21 protein-coding genes and 2 pseudogenes are annotated in these 19,234 nt (G+C 43.5%); 15 read left to right on the forward strand and 8 right to left on the reverse strand.

What is annotated here, in order from left to right; all coding sequences use genetic code 11:
- Nucleotides 1-3 precede the first annotated feature (3 nt).
- Complete coding sequence (locus BM056_RS17130; RefSeq protein WP_092472655.1) at nt 4-615, reverse strand: transglutaminase-like domain-containing protein; 612 nt, start codon at nt 613-615, stop codon at nt 4-6.
- A 345-nt stretch (nt 616-960) separates the two neighbouring features.
- On the opposite strand from BM056_RS17130, the pseudogene BM056_RS27520 reads away from it, so the two are divergent.
- The 4 genes and pseudogenes from BM056_RS27520 to BM056_RS17150 all read left to right on the forward strand — a co-directional run.
- A pseudogene (locus BM056_RS27520) lies at nt 961-1,110 on the forward strand (sensor histidine kinase); the annotation flags it as partial.
- A gap of 51 nt (nt 1,111-1,161) precedes the next feature.
- Nucleotides 1,162-1,599 (forward strand): sensor histidine kinase, encoded by a 438-nt coding sequence (locus BM056_RS17140; protein ID WP_337833521.1) that lies wholly within the window; start codon nt 1,162-1,164, stop codon nt 1,597-1,599.
- Nucleotides 1,600-1,701: 102 nt separating this feature from the next.
- Nucleotides 1,702-1,845 (forward strand): annotated as a pseudogene (locus BM056_RS26940) (ABC transporter ATP-binding protein); the annotation flags it as partial.
- Nucleotide 1,846: 1 nt separating this feature from the next.
- Nucleotides 1,847-3,388, forward strand: a complete 1,542-nt coding sequence (locus tag BM056_RS17150) for an ABC transporter permease (protein WP_092472661.1) — start codon at nt 1,847-1,849, stop codon at nt 3,386-3,388.
- Nucleotides 3,389-3,749: 361 nt separating this feature from the next.
- On the opposite strand, the gene BM056_RS17155 is transcribed toward BM056_RS17150, so the two are convergent.
- Nucleotides 3,750-4,286, reverse strand: a complete 537-nt coding sequence (locus tag BM056_RS17155) for a hypothetical protein (RefSeq protein ID WP_092472663.1) — start codon at nt 4,284-4,286, stop codon at nt 3,750-3,752.
- An 88-nt stretch (nt 4,287-4,374) separates the two neighbouring features.
- Nucleotides 4,375-5,244: an AraC family transcriptional regulator gene (locus BM056_RS17160; protein ID WP_165613581.1), complete on the reverse strand. Its 870-nt coding sequence runs from the start codon at nt 5,242-5,244 to the stop codon at nt 4,375-4,377.
- Nucleotides 5,245-5,776: 532 nt separating this feature from the next.
- Here BM056_RS17160 and BM056_RS17165 point away from each other — a divergent pair.
- From BM056_RS17165 to BM056_RS17210, 10 genes are all read left to right on the forward strand, one after another.
- Nucleotides 5,777-6,385 (forward strand): hypothetical protein, encoded by a 609-nt coding sequence (locus BM056_RS17165; protein ID WP_092472667.1) that lies wholly within the window; start codon nt 5,777-5,779, stop codon nt 6,383-6,385.
- Nucleotides 6,386-6,398: 13 nt separating this feature from the next.
- On the forward strand, nt 6,399-6,653 hold the full coding sequence (locus tag BM056_RS17170; protein WP_092472669.1) for a TfoX/Sxy family protein: 255 nt from the start codon (nt 6,399-6,401) through the stop codon (nt 6,651-6,653).
- A 68-nt stretch (nt 6,654-6,721) separates the two neighbouring features.
- Nucleotides 6,722-7,156 (forward strand): DUF3788 domain-containing protein, encoded by a 435-nt coding sequence (locus BM056_RS17175; RefSeq protein ID WP_092472671.1) that lies wholly within the window; start codon nt 6,722-6,724, stop codon nt 7,154-7,156.
- 212 nt (nt 7,157-7,368) lie between these two features.
- The gene (locus tag BM056_RS17180) at nt 7,369-7,854 is read left to right on the forward strand and encodes an HD domain-containing protein (RefSeq protein WP_238456513.1); all 486 of its coding nucleotides are present in this window, start codon (nt 7,369-7,371) and stop codon (nt 7,852-7,854) included.
- Between the two features lie 22 nt (nt 7,855-7,876).
- Nucleotides 7,877-9,070 carry a dihydropteroate synthase gene (gene folP, locus BM056_RS17185; protein ID WP_238456514.1) on the forward strand — a complete coding sequence of 398 codons (1,194 nt, stop codon included), beginning with the start codon at nt 7,877-7,879 and terminating at the stop codon, nt 9,068-9,070.
- 14 nt (nt 9,071-9,084) lie between these two features.
- Nucleotides 9,085-9,459: a dihydroneopterin aldolase gene (gene folB / locus BM056_RS17190; RefSeq protein ID WP_174549973.1), complete on the forward strand. Its 375-nt coding sequence runs from the start codon at nt 9,085-9,087 to the stop codon at nt 9,457-9,459.
- The gene (gene folK / locus BM056_RS17195) at nt 9,459-9,956 is read left to right on the forward strand and encodes a 2-amino-4-hydroxy-6-hydroxymethyldihydropteridine diphosphokinase (protein ID WP_092472677.1); all 498 of its coding nucleotides are present in this window, start codon (nt 9,459-9,461) and stop codon (nt 9,954-9,956) included. Before folB ends, folK begins: the two co-directional genes overlap by 1 nt.
- A gap of 167 nt (nt 9,957-10,123) precedes the next feature.
- A complete protein-coding gene (locus BM056_RS17200; protein WP_092472679.1) occupies nt 10,124-11,491 on the forward strand; it encodes a hypothetical protein in 1,368 nt (455 codons plus the stop codon).
- Nucleotides 11,492-11,768: 277 nt separating this feature from the next.
- A complete protein-coding gene (locus tag BM056_RS17205; protein WP_092472681.1) occupies nt 11,769-12,686 on the forward strand; it encodes a methyl-accepting chemotaxis protein in 918 nt (305 codons plus the stop codon).
- Nucleotides 12,687-12,777: 91 nt separating this feature from the next.
- Complete coding sequence (locus tag BM056_RS17210; RefSeq protein ID WP_092472683.1) at nt 12,778-14,700, forward strand: sigma 54-interacting transcriptional regulator; 1,923 nt, start codon at nt 12,778-12,780, stop codon at nt 14,698-14,700.
- A gap of 28 nt (nt 14,701-14,728) precedes the next feature.
- On the opposite strand, the gene BM056_RS26945 is transcribed toward BM056_RS17210, so the two are convergent.
- From BM056_RS26945 to BM056_RS27340, 5 genes are all read right to left on the reverse strand, one after another.
- Nucleotides 14,729-15,085 (reverse strand): recombinase family protein, encoded by a 357-nt coding sequence (locus BM056_RS26945; RefSeq protein WP_353740152.1) that lies wholly within the window; start codon nt 15,083-15,085, stop codon nt 14,729-14,731.
- Entirely contained in the window at nt 15,061-15,480 is a 420-nt protein-coding gene (locus BM056_RS26950; protein WP_238456515.1) for a recombinase family protein, read from the reverse strand. The genes BM056_RS26945 and BM056_RS26950 overlap by 25 nt, the downstream gene beginning before the upstream one ends.
- A 109-nt stretch (nt 15,481-15,589) precedes the next feature.
- Nucleotides 15,590-16,309 (reverse strand): SAM-dependent methyltransferase, encoded by a 720-nt coding sequence (locus tag BM056_RS17220; protein WP_092472685.1) that lies wholly within the window; start codon nt 16,307-16,309, stop codon nt 15,590-15,592.
- A gap of 147 nt (nt 16,310-16,456) precedes the next feature.
- Nucleotides 16,457-16,726, reverse strand: a complete 270-nt coding sequence (locus BM056_RS17225; RefSeq protein WP_092472687.1) for a CD3324 family protein — start codon at nt 16,724-16,726, stop codon at nt 16,457-16,459.
- A gap of 135 nt (nt 16,727-16,861) precedes the next feature.
- Nucleotides 16,862-16,993 (reverse strand): hypothetical protein, encoded by a 132-nt coding sequence (locus BM056_RS27340; RefSeq protein ID WP_274377563.1) that lies wholly within the window; start codon nt 16,991-16,993, stop codon nt 16,862-16,864.
- Nucleotides 16,994-17,393: 400 nt separating this feature from the next.
- Between BM056_RS27340 and BM056_RS17230 the strand changes: the two genes are divergently transcribed.
- Nucleotides 17,394-19,232: an acyl-CoA dehydrogenase gene (locus tag BM056_RS17230; protein ID WP_092472690.1), complete on the forward strand. Its 1,839-nt coding sequence runs from the start codon at nt 17,394-17,396 to the stop codon at nt 19,230-19,232.
- Nucleotides 19,233-19,234: the final 2 nt, after the last annotated feature.

Genomic DNA, 19,234 nt, shown 5'->3' on the forward strand with positions numbered 1-19,234 from the left:
AAACTATAAATCCGATGGTAGATTGTTAATTAATTCAGCAACATTTTGACTGCTTTTTAATGCATCTAATACATTGCTATTGGGAGTGGCATAAATTACTAAAATATCCTCTTCGCCCAGTTCCCTTCTTATTGGAAAGGCCAATTTTTCTTTGTCCAGGCAAAACTCTGCATTAACACCTTCTTTATTGCCCCGGGCATCAACTCTAATCCACTTATTTATGCTTTTTAGAAAAACCGCATTCAGTCCATGGATAATCAGCCGCCGTTTTCCCTTATCGTCCAGGAGTAATTTCTGGTAACAAAAACCCGTTGGTATGCCTAAACGCCTTAGAATCGCAGCTAATAAATGTGATTTGGCATAGCATATTCCCTGTCTATGTTTTAATACCTCTGAAGCTTTATATGTTACAACATCGCCATTAATATCGGCTGAATGAGCAATATTATCACGTACAAATTCAAACGCCTTTTTTGCTATCACTGTTTCATCAAAATTTCCTTGAGTTAAGTTGTTGGCAATATCCTGAATTTCCGGAGATTCAAAATCGATAATCTCAGAGTTTTTTAAATAATTATTTATATCCTGATTGGCTAATACTAAATCCTTCTGCATTTCTTCCCCTCCAAATTCTAAAAAATTACGTTTAGGCGTAAGATGCAGGCAACATTAAATCAGCTAAGCAGCTTGTGAGGTCGGCGCAGTTGCATAATTTATTACTTTTTATCTTAATACATTTGAGTTTCCGGGTCTATAAGTATGCTTCACACTTATCGGGAGTAATTAGCGGTACTCCGTCTTCAGTGGGAACAAGCATTATAATCTTCACTGTGCATGACAGCAGCGGACAGATTGCCAGCCAAAACTTCAGCCTAAAAACAATTGTAAGGTTTTTTACTGAGTATCTTGAATTGGACCATAATTAATGTAACACTGCTGTAGAATCCCTCCCATCAGACCAAAATGCCGATCTCCAATATCCTTCTTTACGCCCAGCTTTTACAGGAGCAGGAGGGGATGCCGGAGCAGGCGCGGAAACTTGTGAATGAGATCGCTTCTCAGTCGGGAAAACTGAGCTTTTTGATCCAGGCTCTGGTTAAAACCTCCCGGCTTGAGACTGGAATTATCAGCGTAAACCCGCAACCCTCGTCTGTAGCAGAACTGATAACAACTTCGGTTCATGCAATCAAGACCAAAGCGGATGAAAAAAACATCACTTTAAACATAAAGTTTAACAGGAATATTGAAACCTGCTTTGACTTGAAATGGACGGAGGAAGCCATGATAAACATTCTGGACAACGCGGTAAAATATACGCCGACCGGCGGAACAATCTCCATATCGACGACCGGTTATGAGCTATTTACCCGGATTAATATTGAAGATAATGGGATCGGTATTGAAAAAGGGGAGGTCAACCGCATCTTTCAAAGATTTTACCGCTCTCCGAAAGTCAGCCGCTATGAAGGCGTCGGGATCGGACTTTACCTGGCCAGGGAAATCATTACAGCCGGGGGCGGATATATAAAGGTTGCATCCGAGCCGGGAAAAGGCTCGGTGTTTTGGGTTTTCTTGCCAAACAGTAAAGAGAAGACATAAATCTTGCAATTTTGTTATATTTCAGAAAGGACCTTGAAAGAATCAAATGTTATAGTCTATACAGATTAGATGTATAGACTATTTCTTGTGGAGGAATTCATCATGACCCTACTGCAAACGAAAGACCTTATAAAGCTTTACGGAAGCGGGCCTAATCTTATCAAGGCGCTGGACGGGATAACCCTTTCGATAGAAAATGGAGAATTTGTGTCGGTTGTAGGTACATCCGGAAGCGGGAAATCAACGCATGATCAGGAGACAGGCTTTTCTGCTGTCCATTATCGGTATTCCCATCGGCCTTGTAATCGGGTATTTGCTTGGTGTCGTCCTTCTGCCGCTGGTGGTGAGCGTGTCGGCTTACAGCGGGCAGGCAAGCGTTTCGGCAAGTCCATACATATTTCTGGGCGCCGCCGCCTTTTCTTTGATTACCGTAAGCTTAAGCTGCCACAGGCCGGGAAGAATCGCAGCCAAAGTCTCTCCCGTGGAGGCGGTGCGTTATACTGGGATCAATAGTAACCCGAAACGGGCGGCAAAAGAATCTGTAAACGGAGCAAAGCTGTATAAAATGGCTCTTGCCAACCTGGGGCGGGATAAAAAGAAAACAGTGATCGTCGTGATCTCCATGTCGCTGAGCCTGATTCTGCTCAATTCGGTGTATACAGTTTCAAACGGCTTTGACCTGGACAAATATTTAAACAAATTCGTTCAAACCGATTTCCTCATCGGAAACGCAAATTATTTTAATGTTCTAAACGGTTTTCACTCGGAGGACGATGCCCTGAGCGAACGTTTTATTAACGTAGTATCGTCACAGGAGGGTTTTGAAGGCGGCGGCAGGCTTTATTATAATCTGGGCAAAAGCATCATTCAATATACTGGTGATACCTCCGGGCTTTTAAATCCGTCGTTTGGCGAGAACCAGCACTTGCAGTTGTTCGGACTGGAGGATTTTCCGCTTTCCCAGTTGGATATCGTGGAAGGCAAGCTGGATCGTGACCAATTCAAAACAGGCCAATATATCATTGAGGGTCTGCCGGATGATGATAACGGGAATATTCAATGGGACGAAGATCATTATGCCATCGGAGACAGGGTTACGATTACCACCGGGAGCGGTACGCATGAATATCAAGTTATGGCGAAGTGCAGGATGGGCTACGCAAACCATGTGCGGTACTGGGGGGATTTCGGCTTTTACCTGCCGGCATCGGAGTTCTGTTCGATTGTACCGTATGCCACGGTCATGAGCTATCAGTTCAATGTGGACGACGCCCATACCTCCGCTATGGAGGAATTTGTAAAGAATTACACCGAAAATATCGAGCCTGCGATGGATTATGAATCGAAGCAGTCTTATGCGGACGAATGTGGGAAACTGCAAAACATGCTGCTGACGGTGGGCGGTGCCCTCTGCGTAATCATAGGGCTTATCGGTATCCTGAACTTCATCAATTCCATGCTCACGAGCATCATTGCGCGGCGGCAGGAATTCGCCATGCTGCAGAGTATCGGCATGACCGGTAAGCAACTGCATAAGCTTTTGATTTATGAAGGTCTGTTCTACGCACTGGCTGCCATTGTATTATCTTTTGCCTTTGGCATACTGTTTTCCTTTATCATAATCAGGGGAGTTGTTGGCGGCTTGTGGTTTTTCAGTTATAAGTTCGTTATCGCGCCGCTGCTTATTTCCTATCCGGTACTTTTGACACTGTCCGCCGTCATACCATATGCGGCTTATCACGGGGTCAACAGGCAAAGCATTGTGGAGAGGCTTCGGGAAGCGGAGTAACATTGAACAAGTTGTCCTGCTATCTCCTGTATATACTAATTGTTATAAAGTGCCCAAATCTATTGGGCACTTTCCTTATTTGCCCGGAATATCTGCCGAGTTGAAGAGTGAAGAAAGACTGCCTTTTAGCGTAAAATGCTACCCTTTGCAAGCTGTTTTCCTTTTTGGGGATGATCTCGTCATATAAAAAATACCCTGCCTGGCTATTTAGCCCTGTTTTTATCCAGCGTACAATTTGTTCCCGGGACAATTTTCCCCGGCAACAGCAAATCCCAGCTCTACCAGCTCGTCTTCCGTAGGGGAAGGCTGTTAGTGCAAATAACAAAAACCCCCAAAATTGCGCAATAGATGGTGTAAGTCACTAATCAAAGATTCCCATCCGTGCTTTCCTTTCTATGTCTGCCGCAAAACGGGGGGTTTCCGCGATGAAATGCTCTTGCAGCGGATCAGAACTACTGGGCGAGGGTTCCTGAAGCATTGATAATAATTTCATATCTGCCGTCTCTGCCGTGAGGCTAGAGGTCAACATACACGATTGTGCGGACTCAGAAGTGAGCTTCAGTTCCCATGTAATCTTAAGCGGTGCCATGTAAACTTCATCTTCCCCCCCGGTCCATGCGACGGTAAAGGATACGGCTCGCACGTAATCACGGCGCGAGACGTCTTCAATAAAATTGTTCACAATAAAATCGCCACCGATTGTCTCGACACTTACTGATACACGATTACCATTTGGCAAACGGCCCTGTACCATGCCGTTGTGACCGGAAGAACATGCTGCATATTCCTCATCCTTGAGTGTAAAGAACCAAGTCGCCAAGTCGATGGACTCCATCGGGAGATTAATTACAGCATCTTGCGCCCCCTGCGCAATAGTCACCATCTGTTGAGCTTCCATAAATTTAATGCACCTCCTTATTTTGCATTAAATTTAGTACATTTAACTCCATAAGTCTTTGGTTTTATCACCAGTAATTTTGCTGTGATCATAAAATTCCCAAAATGAACTGCCGGTATTTGGATGGCGAAACACCCACTTTTCTTTTGAATACGGTTGTAAAATGACTAAGATTATTAAAACCGCAGGCATAACAGATTTCTGTAACCGTCCGTTGTTTTAGTCTCAACATTTCTTTGGCTCTTTGTATTTTGATATCCAACAAATAATCAAAGGGAGTTTTCCCGGTTTCTTGTTTAAAAGAGCGGATCAATTGGTTGGCACTTAGATTGGCTACCCTGGCCACATCGTGCAGAGAAAAGTCTTCTTTATAGCATTCCCACAGGAAATCGACAGCCTTGTGGATACTTTGGTTCTCTGTATACCGTCGACCGGTTACCGAAGGGAGATTACTTTTCACCTGACGCAAAAGGTTAATGGTGATGTTCAAACTCAGGCTTTGCAGTATAAAATCATGTCCAGCCTGACAGTTACGTGACTCCTCTATGAACATTCGGATTAGATTTTGCGTATTAGCATCCAATTCAATATTGGAATTTTCAAATAAAATGTTTCTTTGTCCATAAACTGAATTAGAGGTTTCATGCAAATATTCTTTATCTATGAATATAGCCAAAAAGCGCAGGTCCATGTTCCTATTAGCTGCCCGATGAATTTGTTCGGGATTAAAGGGAAAAAATTTATTTTGCTCTAAAATAATAGTTTTTTTCTCTACCTGGAAGGGAAAAGATGTCGTTAATGGAACGAGAAACTGATAACCTCCGTGTACATGGGTGGATTCGAGATATATGTTAACTTTGGGTATAAAAATAGCTATCTGATCACCGAAATATGCATTTACATCCTCCGGCGCGGGGAGTAACATCTCTCCCAATAGCTTTTTTAAGAATGGATCCATAAAGTTAGTCCTCCTTACTGTAAGCATAAAAACGAGCACACTTTTATATAAGGAGAAAATAGTAAATAGTGGTATAGTTATTCAGGTTTTCTCATTGATTTAGGCAATAGTCCCTGCCCAAAAGTGCTTTTAGGCAGGGACTATTGCTGCTGTTTCTTTAGCCAAACATAGAAATTATCCAGCACCGGCTTGCTTAATTTCAACTTTTTTTCATACCGTTCAATGGTAAAGTTTTTTTATCATAGTTTAATTATACCAGAAAAGTTGCTTTTGGGCTCTAAAGGCCGAAAAACCTTAAATATAGGTGTTATATTTTAGAACATAAGATAAAAGGCATTGCCGAAAGAATTGGCAAGGTGTACCAAACATGACACACTGCTGTCAGGTTTGCTGTGATATTATTAACTAAAAAAGCAGGATGCTATCTCAATGATCAATAAATGCGGATCATATTGCAATGAATGCTAGAGAGCATGAAAACGGTGCTCCGGCACCCGGTGGGAAGAATCTGATTTACAAATGAGTGATGAGTATGATTACTATTGAAAAGATGTTGTCTTATGAAATAAATAATCTGTCATGGTTAGCTGATTCACTTCACGCCGACGACATCGATCAGCTAATCAAATGGCTTGGCGAAAAAGATGACACTATCAGATACAGTTCGTTTTTACTTTTACAGGAAAGGTCGCGGGAGCATAACGATGTTTATCCGTATTGGGATGTTTTTTTGAATAAATTGCACAGCTCCAATTCATACCAGCGCAGCATAGGTCTTATGCTAATGGCTGAAAATGCAAAGTGGGATAAAGAAGGCAGGTTTGATGAAGCCATTGATTTTCTCCTTTCGTTTTGCGATGATGAGAAGCCAATAACTGTTCGCCAATGCATCCAGAGTTTGTGCAAGGTGGTCCCCTATAAAAGGCACCTTTGTGCGAAGATTGCACACAAACTGGTGTCCATAGAAATAATGAAACGCAAAGAGACACAGAGAAAAATACTGCTTTTGGATATTCTTAATGTATTGATTGCCATCAAAAAACAGGAGCCGGCTGATAAAATTGATATTTATATCAGTAATGCCATGACGGGTGAAATTCTTGACAAAAAAGCAAAAAGGGAAATTTTAAAGCTTATGTAAAGTGGGGATTGGTATGTCTGATTTGGTTAGGCTGCCCAACATAGGCAAGACCATGGAAAAAAGGCTTGCCGCGGTGGAAATCAATGATGTTGAAACACTGATGAAAGTAGGGAGCAAAGAAGCTTTTATCAAACTGCGGTTATTTGAAGGAGACACCTGCTTTAGTTCTCTCTGTGGCCTTGAAGGCGCCATTCAGGGCATCAGGTGGCACAACTTGAGCAGGGCAACAAAAGAGGACTTGAAGAAATTCTTTGATTCATTCAAATGAAAATGACAATGCCTCCGTCTCCTTGATACCCAAAGATAATCTTAATAAATGGTAAGGGAGATTATTATATGGATGAACGGGATCTGATTCTTGATGCCCGCCATGCGCCGGTATATGATGAAATAGCCGCCTACATAACTGAGCCCGCCCGGGGCCTGTGGCAGGAGATGAATGCATTTATCCGGCAAAGTTTTAAGGTCGTGCCCAAAATAACTTACAGCAAGTGCTCTGCCAAGCCTGGCTGGAACGTGAAGTACCAGAAATCAGGCAAGTCTTTGTGCACACTGTACCCGGAGCTGGAGGGGTTTGTGGCCCTTGTGGTGGTTACCCTGGATATGGTCTCTCTAATTGAGGCCATGTCCAGCCGGCTGGATGCTTCTGTATTGGAGACTATGAGGGAAGCCAGGCCTTTTAACGGCACACTGTGGCTGATGATACAGGTGTCTGATCGGGTTGTGCTTAATAGTGTCAGGGAGCTTATATTACTGAAAATGAAAAAATAGGAAAATGGGTTTATAGCTTGGGGGCCGAACCATGAGGTTGAGGGAAATATTTAATAGTCTCCTGCGCAATCCGCGCCGGGAGGCTTTTTTTTGCGGTATGGTCGTATACCCAAAAGTACTTGACAGCTTGTTACTGATTAAGCTTCTATGTTATTATCAGAAAAAATGGCATATTGTCAGAAGGTGATAGATTGCACCGGGTGGGCAAGCTGATGAATGACAATTTTTACAGGGAATGCCTGGAACGTAATGCCGCAGCGGAAATTAACCGGCTATTTTGCCGTCATGACCTGCAGCACATGCTTGACGTGGCCCGTATAACTAATATGCTGGTGCTGGAGGATGCCCGCCGGAACATACCCGGCAAAGCCGCACTCACCAGGGAGATTATTTATGCTGCCGGCTTGCTGCATGATTTAGCCCGTTGGTTGGAATATGAAACGGGAGAGGACCATGCCGCGGCAGGGGCGCGTTTAGCCGGGCCTGTGCTGGACAGGTCGGGGTTTGATGACCGGGAAAAGACTATTATTTTAACCGCCATTCGCGAGCACCGGGCCGGGGACGAAGAATCAATCAGTTTGCTTGGACGTTATATGGCCAGGGCCGATGATCTCTCGCGCCCGTGTTATCACTGTAAAGCCAGGGCTGAGTGTTACAAGGTGGACCGCATGGAAACAGCAGGCAAACTATTATATTAAAGTAAACCAGGGGGGGCAAGCAGTGTCTTTTAATTTACATAACATAGTAATTTCCAACCGGGAAGAGGTATTGGAAGAATTTAAAAAAATCGGGGTAGACGGGGGCGGGGCCGGGGTTATGGCTCCTAAAGCGTTTCATTATTTGTTTAAGGTGTATGATCTTACTCCCAAACAGGCCAACATTTTAAAACAAGAGATGCTGGGCAAGGGCGGTGACGCCGCTGTGGCCAGGGGGTGTGTGGATGCTTCCATAGAAAAGACCGACATTTTACTAATTGGCACTGAAAAGCAATTCCGGGCCGCTATTAAAAAGCTGCGCCTGCAGCCCTTCAGACTGGCACGGCTGGCTGAACAACTGGAAGAGACGTTGGTTAACCTCAGGGGGCGTAAGGTTCGCACGCTCGAATGCCGCGGTAAACACCTGGTACTGGGTGAGCGGACCCTGGTTATGGGGATTCTTAACGTGACACCCGATTCGTTTTCCGACGGTGGTAAGTTTAATAACCTTGAAAGCGCAGTTGAGCAGGCCAGGCGCATGGTGGATGAAGGAGCGGATATTATCGACCTCGGCGGTGAATCAACCCATCCGGGATATGAGCCGATCAGTGTGGATGAAGAGATCAGACGGATTACTCCTGTAATCAAAGTATTGGTTCAAGAGTTTGATGTTCCTATAAGTATTGATACCACCAAGGCCGAAGTTGCGCGCGTTGCTCTGGAGGAGGGAGCCCATATTATCAATGATCAGTGGTCGCTCAGGGCGGATCCTCGGATGGCCGGTGTGGTAGCCGAATACGGGGCTCCTCTGGTGATGATGCACAACCAAAACGGTACGGATTACCATGACCTGATGGGCGATATGATCCGGTTTTTCCGGGAAAGCATGGATATAGCGCTTAAAGCAGGGGTAGAACGTAATAACATTATTGTTGACCCGGGGATCGGCTTTGGTAAAACAGTGGAACAAAACATAGAGGCGATGCGGCGGCTTAAAGAATTGGATTGCCTGGGACTGCCGGTTTTATTGGGAACTTCACGCAAGTCGATGATCGGAAAAACATTGGATTTGCCGCCGGATCAGCGGGTTGAAGGAACCGGGGCCACTGTTGCCCTGGGTATAGCTGCCGGAGTGGACATTGTCAGGGTTCATGATGTCAAGGAAATGGTTCGGATATCCAGAATGACTGATGCCATAGTGCGCCATGCGAGCCACTGAAATGGGGTATGATCATGGATAAAATTATTATGAAAGAAATGTCCTTTTACGGGTATCACGGAGTGCTCCAACAGGAGAGAGATTTGGGACAAACTTTCGTGGTGGATGTTGAGCTTGGCCTGGATTTGCGGGTGGCCGGGGAGAGCGATGATCCTGAAATGACTGTTAGCTACGCCGACGTATATGAAGTTGTGCGGCGGGTGGTCACAGGCCGTCCCTGCAACCTGATTGAGGCGGTGGCAGAGAGAATTGCCGACCGGCTATTGGACGGGTTTTTGTTGCGCGAAGTGCTGGTACGGGTAAAAAAACCGGGAGCACCGGTACCGGGACATTTTGGCTATATGGGAGTGGAAATTAAAAGGTCAAGAGAGACAATGGAGGAAAACTAATGCCGGCGGAAGGAATTCGTTGTTTCATCGGGCTTGGTTCCAATATGGGAGATGCCGAAGCTAATATCAAGCAGGCGCTGAAGCTCTTGGCTAATACCGGGGGTATTTCTGTTGCGTCCCGGGCTCCTTTTTATCGCACTGCACCGGTGGGGTACACTGAGCAAGACTATTTTATCAATACCGTGGCCGCAATATATACAACTCTCTCCCCTAAAGCATTGTTGGAAAAATTGCAGGCAATAGAAAACAAACTTGGCAGAGTCAGATTGATACGCTGGGGTCCGCGCACAATAGATCTTGACCTATTGCTTTATGGCAATGAATTGATTCATGAGCCGGACCTGGAAGTCCCTCATCCCAGAATGCACCAGCGTGCTTTTGTGGTGGTGCCGCTGGCAGACATATGCCCTGATTTGGTTATCAACGGGGAAAAGGTTGACGAGCTGGCGCGGCGGCTGTCCGGTGAACAGGATATTTACGCTATTGTGCCTGAATAACATCTTAGCTAGTATTACTTTCACATTGAAACCGTAATCCATTATTTATGAAACGGTTTTCAAGAACAATGCTTAGAAAGCTTAAAAACCCAATAGGCATTATTTTTGCAATATTTATTATATTTTATGGTATTACATTTAAGGTAAAGACTACAGAAAAAAGGTGAATGAATATTAATACTAGCGGCTTGATTACCAGGACCAGGTCTATTGTTTTTGCTGGATTGGCAATGGTTTACCTGCTAAATACGGTACTACAGAACAATTTTTTAAATTATACATTAAGCGGAATCAGCGTGCTGTGCCTATTGGTATGTCTTCCTTTCGCCAAGGGGAATGCGCGTGTCCTTACGTTAATTTTGTTAGTAGCGGGAGCTGTGGTTCTTACTAATTCGGGTGCGGATTCCAATCTTTGGATCAACTCATTATCCCAAAATGCGAACTTAATTACTTTGTTGATTCTTGTACCTGCTTTCGGTATTCCTTTAAGATATGGTGGATACTACGAGGTTTTGGATGCTTTAGTAAATAAGTATATGAATAATAAGCACCGAATTTATTGGGTCCCTGCGTTATTATGCCATTTTTTCGGCGCATTAATGAACATGGGTGCAATACCGGTTGTTTATCAGCTTATAATTCATGGAAAGTTGCCGCAAGAGTTCAAGAAAGTGCCGGCGGCAATTTTAAGGGGCTTTAGCGCTTCAATTTTTTGGTCGCCCAATATGATCTCTGTCGCTCTGGTTACCCATTATTTGCAGGTATCCTGGGCCGAGTTTGCCAGGGTGGGTATATTTTTTACCATTTTAACTTTATTGGTGGGATGGCTTGTTTATATCATGTTTGACAAAAGCACTCCGGATTGTCATGTGCCGCCAATTAATCAACAGCTTAACGGCCGAAAAATTGCTGAGCTGATCTTTTTTTGCCTGGCTTTTTTAGGCTCAATTATTTATATTGCAACTAAAACATCGATTACCGTTCTTCATGCCGTACCTGTGCTGGCACTTGTCTTTCCTGTTTTGTGGTTGTGTTCTTTGCGCAGGGCAAAGTCAATATTGCCGGCTTACCTTGATTATATGGAGAATACCTTGCCAAGGTTTACCTCGGAAGTGGCTATATTTATCGGGGCCGGCTTTTTGACGGCAGCAATGTTGTCCTCAGATTATAGCGATCAAGTGTCATTGCTTTTTCGTGATTACTTGGGAGTGAATTTATATTTTCTTTGTTTCTTTATTGTTTCATCAATTGTATTGTTATCTGTTGTTGGAATTACGCCAATGATAACAGCTATGGCTTACAGCGCTTCGTTAAAACCGGACCTGATGGGTATATCTCCTCATCTTTTATCTTTAGTCATTATTGGCGGATGGGCTGCGGGTGTAATTGTTTCCCCGTTTACCGGGGTAACCTTGATCATGTCCAGCTTATCACGTCAGTCTTCTTTTGAGGTGGCCCGCTCAAATTGGCTATTTAGTTTAATTATGATTTTGCTGCTTTCTGCTGTTCCATTGCTGCAAATAATTAATATGTAACCTGTTAAATATTGAATTAAACAATGTTTCAAGGTGAAACATCATTGTACTTAGTACTACAGCGTAAACTAAAAGTTAGCGGAGAGCATGGGGACGGTTCGAGCGCTTCCGAAGCGTAGCGAAGGACCGAAGGGAAAGCGATGGAACCGTCCCCGTGGCGTAGCGGTAAGGCACCTTTTTTGCAAGAGTAATCGTAAAATTTTAAAAATTAACTGGAAAAAAGGGGAATGATGATGCTGCCGGGGTTCCAAAAAAAGGTTCAATTTAAAAGACAGATATGGATAAACAATTAGATACGGTTATTAACAACCAACCAACCGCAATGAAGGAAGAAGAGCTTATTGGTGATGATTTACCGGTCGATTCGCATAAATCCTTACTTGACCACTTGATTGAGTATGCCCCTTATTTTTTTGATCTTTACGGCCCAAATGTCAGCAGGGCGATCACTGATAAAGAAAAATTCATTTTTGTTATTCCCAGTCAGGTGTCACAATTAGGAGTCAAACCAGGAGATCCTGTAAAGCCGGGGAGTTCTACCCATAAAGCGATGGAAACCGGTGAAAGAATGGTTACTTTGGTTCCGGCTAATTTATATGGCCAGCCATATATTGCCACCGCTATTCCCATTAATAACAATTCAGGCCAGGTAATTGGCTCGATGGTTACTATAAGTTTGGCTGTCAAACAGGAAAAATTTGCAAGAATGTCTTCGGAGTTAAATCAATCTATTGAAGGGATATCTGATAATACTTCAAACCTAGTGGCCTCTTCGCAACAGCTGGTGGCTGAGGCTGCGCAGTTAGTTCAGAATTCCCAGCTAATTGGGCAGGAAACCAGGCATATGGACGATATTCTGGCACTGGTTGAAGAAATAACCCAGCAGACCCACCTACTTGGTCTTAACGCCGCAATAGAGGCAGCCAGGGCTGGAGATATGGGCAGGGGTTTTAACGTTGTCGCCGAAGAGATTAGAAAATTGGCTTTAAGAACTGCGGGTTCGGTAAAAGACATTAATGAAAAACTTAAAAGCATTCAAGACAAAATAACCCAAATGGAACAGCACTCCGGAGAAATATTGGCAGTATCTGAAACACAGGTGTCTTCCATTGAAGAAATTGATCAAAGTATCAGAGATATAAGTGAGACTGCCAATGAATTGAATGCGGAAGCCAGTAATTTTGAGATTGAATAATATAGTAAATAATGATTGAATTTTTAGAAAAATAAAAAAGTCTATGGTTAGCTAAGGTAAATAATTAATTTTAAAAAAAGGGGGGTAAGCTGTGACTGACGTAAAGATTGGTGTAATATCCACTTATCAGGAGTTATCTGGTTATATCAATAAAATAGCCGGTGAAATGATGCTGGATTTGCAAATAAAAGAAGGTATTCTTGAAGAAGGCGTTTCTTTAGCCTATCAATTTGAACATCAGGGTGTAGATGTTATTATTAGCAGGGGTGTTACAGGTCAAAAGATTAAAAAAGCCATTTCTGTACCTGTAGTATTAATTGAAATTACATCTTTCGATATCCTGCAAGCCTTTTATGCCGCTAAGAAAATGGGTCAAAAAATAGCTTTCCTGGGCCACAGAAAGCAAGATTTCTGTCCTGATTTTGAAACTATAACCAAAATTCTTGACATTGAAGTTGATTGCTACCCTTACAGCGATTCATTTGAAATGGAAGAGCAGGCCTCTAAAATGTTAAGGTCCGATGCCGACGTTATAGTTAGTACGGGTTTGTGTATCTATAAAATGGCCAAGGGGGCGGGAATTAACGCTGTCCTTGTTAAATCCGGTTATGATGCAATATACAGCTCAATGAAACGGGCCATAGAATTAGTACATGGTATTCGCAGGAACCAGGAGCGCACTAAAAGGTTTAGTTCTGTACTGGAGGCCAGTAATGACGGCATTCTTATTATTGATGAATTCAATAGAATATCTTTTATTAATCCGGCCGCCCAAAACCTGTTAGAAACCGATGTCAGCCAATTTATCGGTAAGAATGTTGAGGAGTTGCGTCAATCATCAGTTTTGGGCAATCTGTTTAACGGTACCGAAGGCGAAGAAGCATTTAAAGAAATAGGAAGAAAACAGTTTTGGGTTAGCAGTATGCCTTTATCTGTAGACGATAAGGAAAAAGATTTGCTTATTCTCTTTCAGAGTGCGGACAGAATTCAGGTTATGGAACAAAATTTACGGCGGCAGTTATTTAAAAAAGGTTTGTATGCCAAACACACTTTTGATGATATTATCGGGCGCAGCCAGGTGTTGAAAGATACAATAAAAAGTGCCAAAAAATTTGCCGCTGCCAATGCAACAGTGTTAATTGGCGGGGAAAGCGGGACTGGAAAAGAACTATTTGCCCAAAGTATTCATAATGCAAGCGATAGGCGCAAAGCTCCGTTTGTGGCGATAAACTGTGCCGCGCTGCCGGAAAATTTGCTCGAGAGTGAGCTTTTCGGCTATGAGGAAGGCGCCTTTACCGGGGCTAAAAAAGGTGGTAAAATTGGCCTTTTTGAAATGGCGCACGGCGGCACCATATTTTTAGATGAAATTGGTGAGATGACATTACCTGTGCAGGCCCGTCTATTACGCGTTTTACAGGAACGGGAAATAATGAGACTTGGCAGTGACAGGGTTATACCTGTAGACGTTAGGATTATTGCAGCAACTAATTATGAACTTTACCAGATTGTGGCAGAAGGGAATTTTCGCAGTGATTTGTACCATCGCCTGGAAGTGTTGAATCTCGACATACCCCCATTGCGTGTAAGAAAAGAAGATATTGATCTGCTGGCTGACCAATTTATAAAAGTATTTGTTTTTGAAGAGAAAAAACATGTTCATGGTTTATCGGAGTCAGCCCTGGGCAAGCTTAAAAAATATGATTGGCCCGGGAATATTAGAGAACTGCAAAATGTAATTCACAAATATGTTCTTTTATCTGAGCCAAACCAAAATTGTGATAGCTTAGTTGATAAGTTAATAAATGAGAAAATTAGAAAGATTTATAAAGTCCGTACAGATGATGAGAACTTAATAACTTTAAAAATTGGTAAATTAGAAGATATGGAAATGCAAGTTATTGAATATCTTCTTTCTACAGGAGCCAGTATTAAGGAAATTTCCGAATTGATTGGTGCCAGTAGGACAACTTTATGGCGTAAGTTTAAGACACTGGATAAAGCCGTGATTAGATAAATAGCTTGTACCGTAAAAATATGCCTGATTAAATTGCTTGATTGATTGCTAGATTGATTGATGCAATAAAACCGTCGTACACGGCGGGCGTCAATAAGGAAGTATTGTTAACAGGGAACGGTGTGGCCGGAAGGCTACGCCGTAGCTTTTCCCCGCAGTCCGCGCAGTAGAGCAAGCCTGAGAACATGCTTGTCCTGCCTGTTTTGGTCGGCCTGCGCTTGTTCTTCCGAAGTTCCTGCACCCTGTCCCATTGCACCTGTTCGATGATGGCCGGATGGGTGTTTTCAAACACGCGGCGGTCTTCCGGCGGATTTTCCAGCTTCTTTTTGCTTTTGTAGGACTTCCAAGACGTTTTGAAATTCACCGTATGCCCCAGGTATTCCATCCGCCCCAGAATCCGCTTGACGTTTCCGTGACCCAGCGGCAGGGATCGGCGGGAACGGGATTGGTCGTCTTCTGCCCCTGCTGCTGCAAATAAGCGGTAGGAGTAAGGATGCCATCTTTTGTCAGCCGCCGGGCAATCTGCGTGGGGCCTAAACCCGCGACGCACAGATCAAAAATCCTTTGTACCACCTGAGCGGCTTCCTCGTCCACGAGCCACTGCTTGGGATTTGCTGGGTCTTTCCGGTATCCGTAGGGAGGATGGGGGGACAGATGCTCCCCGGCTTGTCCCTTTGCCTTGAACACGGCGCGGATCTTCTTGCTGGTATCGCGGCAATACCATTCGTTGATGATATTGCGGAACGGGGTAAACTCGTTATTATTCAGCCACCATGACAACGGTTTTTTTTATTTCCGTTGTCTGGCGGCATTTTGGAGTGGAAGCTATTTTTAGGGTTCTTTTCACTGCTTTATCTCTCTTTTGCATAGGCGGTAGCGTCCGGCGCTATTATTTTTTCCGTAGTACGAAAGCAATAAAATTCAGATATTTCCCGCCGCCTGCGTCCATTGTTTTGCGGCAATGAACCGCAATCTCATTTTCTTCTTGGTTCAGCCAATCCACCCAAACGTTCTCGTTGCTTTCCATCTCGTATATGGAAATTACCTCTGCATCACGGCTGCTATTCACTATTTCCGTCCAATAAGCAATATCACGCAGATAGGCAAGCTGCTCCGGTGTCCACGAGAGAAGCAATTCTTTCGGCAGGTTATCATGGCAATCTTTTTTCAGGCCGGGTACGCAGCAGTAAATATATCCACCGTGTTTGACAAAGGGCAGTAGTTTTTCGTCCAAGTATTTTGGGTCACGTCCCCAAAAGTTATAGGAATCTGTGCTGACTACCGCATCGAAAAATTCTTTTTCAAAGGGCAAGGCGGTGGCGTCAGCCTTAACGGGTGTAATCTGTTCAAGGGTTAATCCCATTTTATAAAAAAAACTACGGTTTTCCTGCGGCTCACTCCACAAATCGGCGGCGTAAACCTTGAAGCCATAATCTTTTACGAGCATAACACTTGTATGCCCTTGCCCACTTCCGAGGTCGCAGACGAGACTTCCGGCAGGGATTTTATGATTTAGCAGCATTTCTTCCTGCAATTTGAATGGGTTAGGCCCCATGGCCGTAGCCAGTAATTCGGGGGTATTGTACTTTTGGCTTATTGGATACTCCATTGTAATTGCTCCTTATCTTTTATTTGCTTTATTGCTTTTGCATAGTTAAATTATATCCCGTTCCTTTTATAAAAGCTCCCTACTGAACGATACAGAAGCAAAAAGGCGACATGACAAATCTGCCATGCCGCCTTTAAGGTATATTTATCATTTCTTCATTTCGGATAATATCTTATATACAGTCTTGGGCGACAAATAGAACTTATTTGCCAGTTGCGGGACAGGTGTACCACGCTGGTATTCCGTAAAAATGGTTGCATTACGTTCGTCAAGCAATTGTCTACTATTACTTAATTCGCCCCAGCCTTTTTTGTTTTCTTCTTTACGAGGAATATAAAGATATTCGCCGTCAATATGTTGTTGTATTGCCATAATCAAATCATCTGGCAATACACAGATTGCATTTTTATAGCCCATTGTGCGCCTCCTATAATAATCAAAAAATAGGATTACGCAAGGACTATCCTCATATTTGGATTATGCGATAGCCCTTGCTACGCACAATACCGACTCCAATGCACCTTTAGGGATAAGACAACGCTCCTTTCGTATTTATCTATTGTTCTTGTCTTTAATATGCTTCTTTAATTGTTTCATTTCACCCTTGCCGCCGAACATTCTATTGAGTTTCTCGTTTTCAAGCTGGCGGGCATTTAATCCGGCGTATGATACTTCCCGTTGCAATTTTTGATAGCTCTCAAAGCGTTTTTCGGACAGTGTTCCATTACTTCCTTATCACATGCCGCCATAAGCGGCGGTTTTTTTATATCTCAATGTTTTATTCAGTAACCTGACGGTTACATAATGAAACGCTCAAGGGTTGCTTATTATCCCGGACAGATATTTATCAACACAAATCTCCCATTTCCCAAGGGTTTTTCAAATTAATGGCGGCAGTTAACTATTCTTAATAACGTGGCATGCGTTTTGCTCACTAAGTATTAAAACAATATAATAAAACAATTTTCCGGATTTATAGTGGGGGGGATGTAGTCTATATCAAATATGGAAATGGTCTCCTGCAGCAGGGCTTAACTCTTAAAACTGAACTATGTTTTTGGGTAAATTGGGGAGGGTTTTAATAATGGCTGAATTTGCATATGACATCAGGGATTTAAAGTTTATATTAAATGAATGGCTTGATATGGATGAGGTTTTTGGACTTGATCGGTTTAAGGACAATTATGAGAAAGATGATATTGATTTTATTTTAAACGAAGTTTACAAAATGGCCAAAGAAGTTGTTTTCCCCATTAACAAAGAAGGCGACGAAATTGGCTTAAAATTTGCAAACGGCAAAGTTACACTGCCTCCCGCTTATATTGAGGCGTATAAGTTTTTACAGGAAAACGGCTGGGGATCGGCCAATGAATCGCTGGGTTCTGATGAATTGATGCCCTTAACGTTGTACAGAGCCTACAATGAAATGCTGATGGCCGCCTGCCCGGCCTTAACTTCCTACATCAAGTTGACTACAGGCGCAGCCAACCTGATTTATAGATTCGGCACTGATCAGGATAGGGAAATGTTTATTGAAAACATGCTCAACGGGCAGTGGAGCGGCACCATGTGTTTAACCGAGCCCAACGCCGGTTCGGATGTTGGAGATTCTACAACCAGGGCATACCCTACTGACGACCCCGGAATTTATAAAATTAAGGGCACCAAAATGTTTATTACTGGCGGTGAAGTTGATCTTTCCGAGAATATTATTCACATGGTCCTGGCCCGTCCGGAAGGTGGCGCACCAGGCTCAAAGGGACTGGGACTGTATATTGTTCCCAAAATATGGGTTAACGAAGATGGCAGTCTTGGCGAACCTAACGATGTTGTTTGTATCGGCGTTGAGCACAAAATGGGTTTAAAAGCTTCCGCTACAGCAATGCTTAGTTTCGGAGAAAACGATAACTGCCGCGGTATTTTGGTCGGCAGTCCCGCGGACAGCGAAGGGGCTTCCAAAGGTTTGTCCATGATGTTCCACATGATGAATGAGTCCCGCATCGGGACCGGTCATAATGCTCTGTCCCAAATGGCCGCTGCTTATTACTTTGCCGCCAAATATGCCACCGAGCGCATCCAGGGACGTCTTTTTACCAATCCCAAGGCAGGTCGTGTACCTCTGATTAAACATGAAGATGTCAAAAGAATACTGCTGGAAATGAAAGCCCAGGTGGAAGGTATCAGGGCCATGATCTTCAGGGGTTTTTATTATTTGGACATTGCCGAACATAGTTCCGACAAAGAAAAGGCTAAAAGGTGCCAGGGGCTGGCGGAAATCTTAACTCCATTGATTAAAACTTATGCCGCTGAAACTGCCTGGCAGATGATCGGTCAGGCTATCCAGGTATACGGCGGCGTGGGCTATACTGAAGAATATCCCGTTTCACAGTACGCCAGGGACGTTAAGATTTTATCGATTTGGGAAGGAACCTCATTTATTCATGCCATGGACCTGGTGGGCAGGAAAATGAGAATGGGCGACGGCGTGCCTTTTGCCAACTGGATGAATGACAGGAAAGAGTTTATCGAAACTAACAAAAATAATGAGGGATTTGGCGCTGAATTTAACCGGCTGGCGAAAGCTTATCAATGCGTGGCTGAAATCAAAGAGCTTTACTCCGCTTATTACGCAGACAAGACTCAAAAAGGCCATTTAATACCTTTATATGCTCTCCGGGTGCTAACCTGCTGCGCCCAGTTGTTTGCGGCTGAATCTATTTTGGACCAGGCCATACTGGCCAAACGTAAAATTGAAGAGCTTGGCACTGACCACCATGATTATACTTATTACGCGGGCAAGGTTAACTCCGCTAAATTTTTCATCAACAATATATTGCCCAACGTTTATTACCAGGCCGAACTGATTAAAAATGCAGACGTCTCTGCCCTTGAATGCCCGGAGGAAGCATTTATCGTCAGTTAATC

This window comes from Desulfotruncus arcticus DSM 17038 (assembly GCF_900113335.1).
GTDB classification, from domain to species: Bacteria; Bacillota; Desulfotomaculia; order Desulfotomaculales; family Desulfallaceae; genus Desulfotruncus; species Desulfotruncus arcticus.

Excerpts from the sequence above, each read along its gene's own strand:
- folB (WP_174549973.1), top strand. The coding sequence starts at position 9,085 with ATGGATAAAATTATTATGAAAGAAATGTCCTTTTACGGGTATCACGGA.
- BM056_RS17170 (WP_092472669.1), top strand. The coding sequence starts at position 6,399 with ATGTCTGATTTGGTTAGGCTGCCCAACATAGGCAAGACCATGGAAAAA.
- BM056_RS26945 (WP_353740152.1), bottom strand. The coding sequence starts at position 15,085 with ATGGAATACCTGGGGCATACGGTGAATTTCAAAACGTCTTGGAAGTCC.
- folK (WP_092472677.1), top strand. The coding sequence starts at position 9,459 with ATGCCGGCGGAAGGAATTCGTTGTTTCATCGGGCTTGGTTCCAATATG.
- BM056_RS17225 (WP_092472687.1), bottom strand. The coding sequence starts at position 16,726 with ATGGGCTATAAAAATGCAATCTGTGTATTGCCAGATGATTTGATTATG.
- BM056_RS17175 (WP_092472671.1), top strand. The coding sequence starts at position 6,722 with ATGGATGAACGGGATCTGATTCTTGATGCCCGCCATGCGCCGGTATAT.
- BM056_RS17180 (WP_238456513.1), top strand. The coding sequence starts at position 7,369 with ATGAATGACAATTTTTACAGGGAATGCCTGGAACGTAATGCCGCAGCG.
- BM056_RS17130 (WP_092472655.1), bottom strand. The coding sequence starts at position 615 with ATGCAGAAGGATTTAGTATTAGCCAATCAGGATATAAATAATTATTTA.
- BM056_RS17165 (WP_092472667.1), top strand. The coding sequence starts at position 5,777 with ATGATTACTATTGAAAAGATGTTGTCTTATGAAATAAATAATCTGTCA.
- BM056_RS17155 (WP_092472663.1), bottom strand. The coding sequence starts at position 4,286 with ATGGAAGCTCAACAGATGGTGACTATTGCGCAGGGGGCGCAAGATGCT.
- BM056_RS17150 (WP_092472661.1), top strand. The coding sequence starts at position 1,847 with ATGATCAGGAGACAGGCTTTTCTGCTGTCCATTATCGGTATTCCCATC.
- BM056_RS17205 (WP_092472681.1), top strand. The coding sequence starts at position 11,769 with ATGGATAAACAATTAGATACGGTTATTAACAACCAACCAACCGCAATG.
- BM056_RS17160 (WP_165613581.1), bottom strand. The coding sequence starts at position 5,244 with ATGGATCCATTCTTAAAAAAGCTATTGGGAGAGATGTTACTCCCCGCG.
- BM056_RS17200 (WP_092472679.1), top strand. The coding sequence starts at position 10,124 with ATGAATATTAATACTAGCGGCTTGATTACCAGGACCAGGTCTATTGTT.
- BM056_RS17230 (WP_092472690.1), top strand. The coding sequence starts at position 17,394 with ATGGCTGAATTTGCATATGACATCAGGGATTTAAAGTTTATATTAAAT.
- BM056_RS17220 (WP_092472685.1), bottom strand. The coding sequence starts at position 16,309 with ATGGAGTATCCAATAAGCCAAAAGTACAATACCCCCGAATTACTGGCT.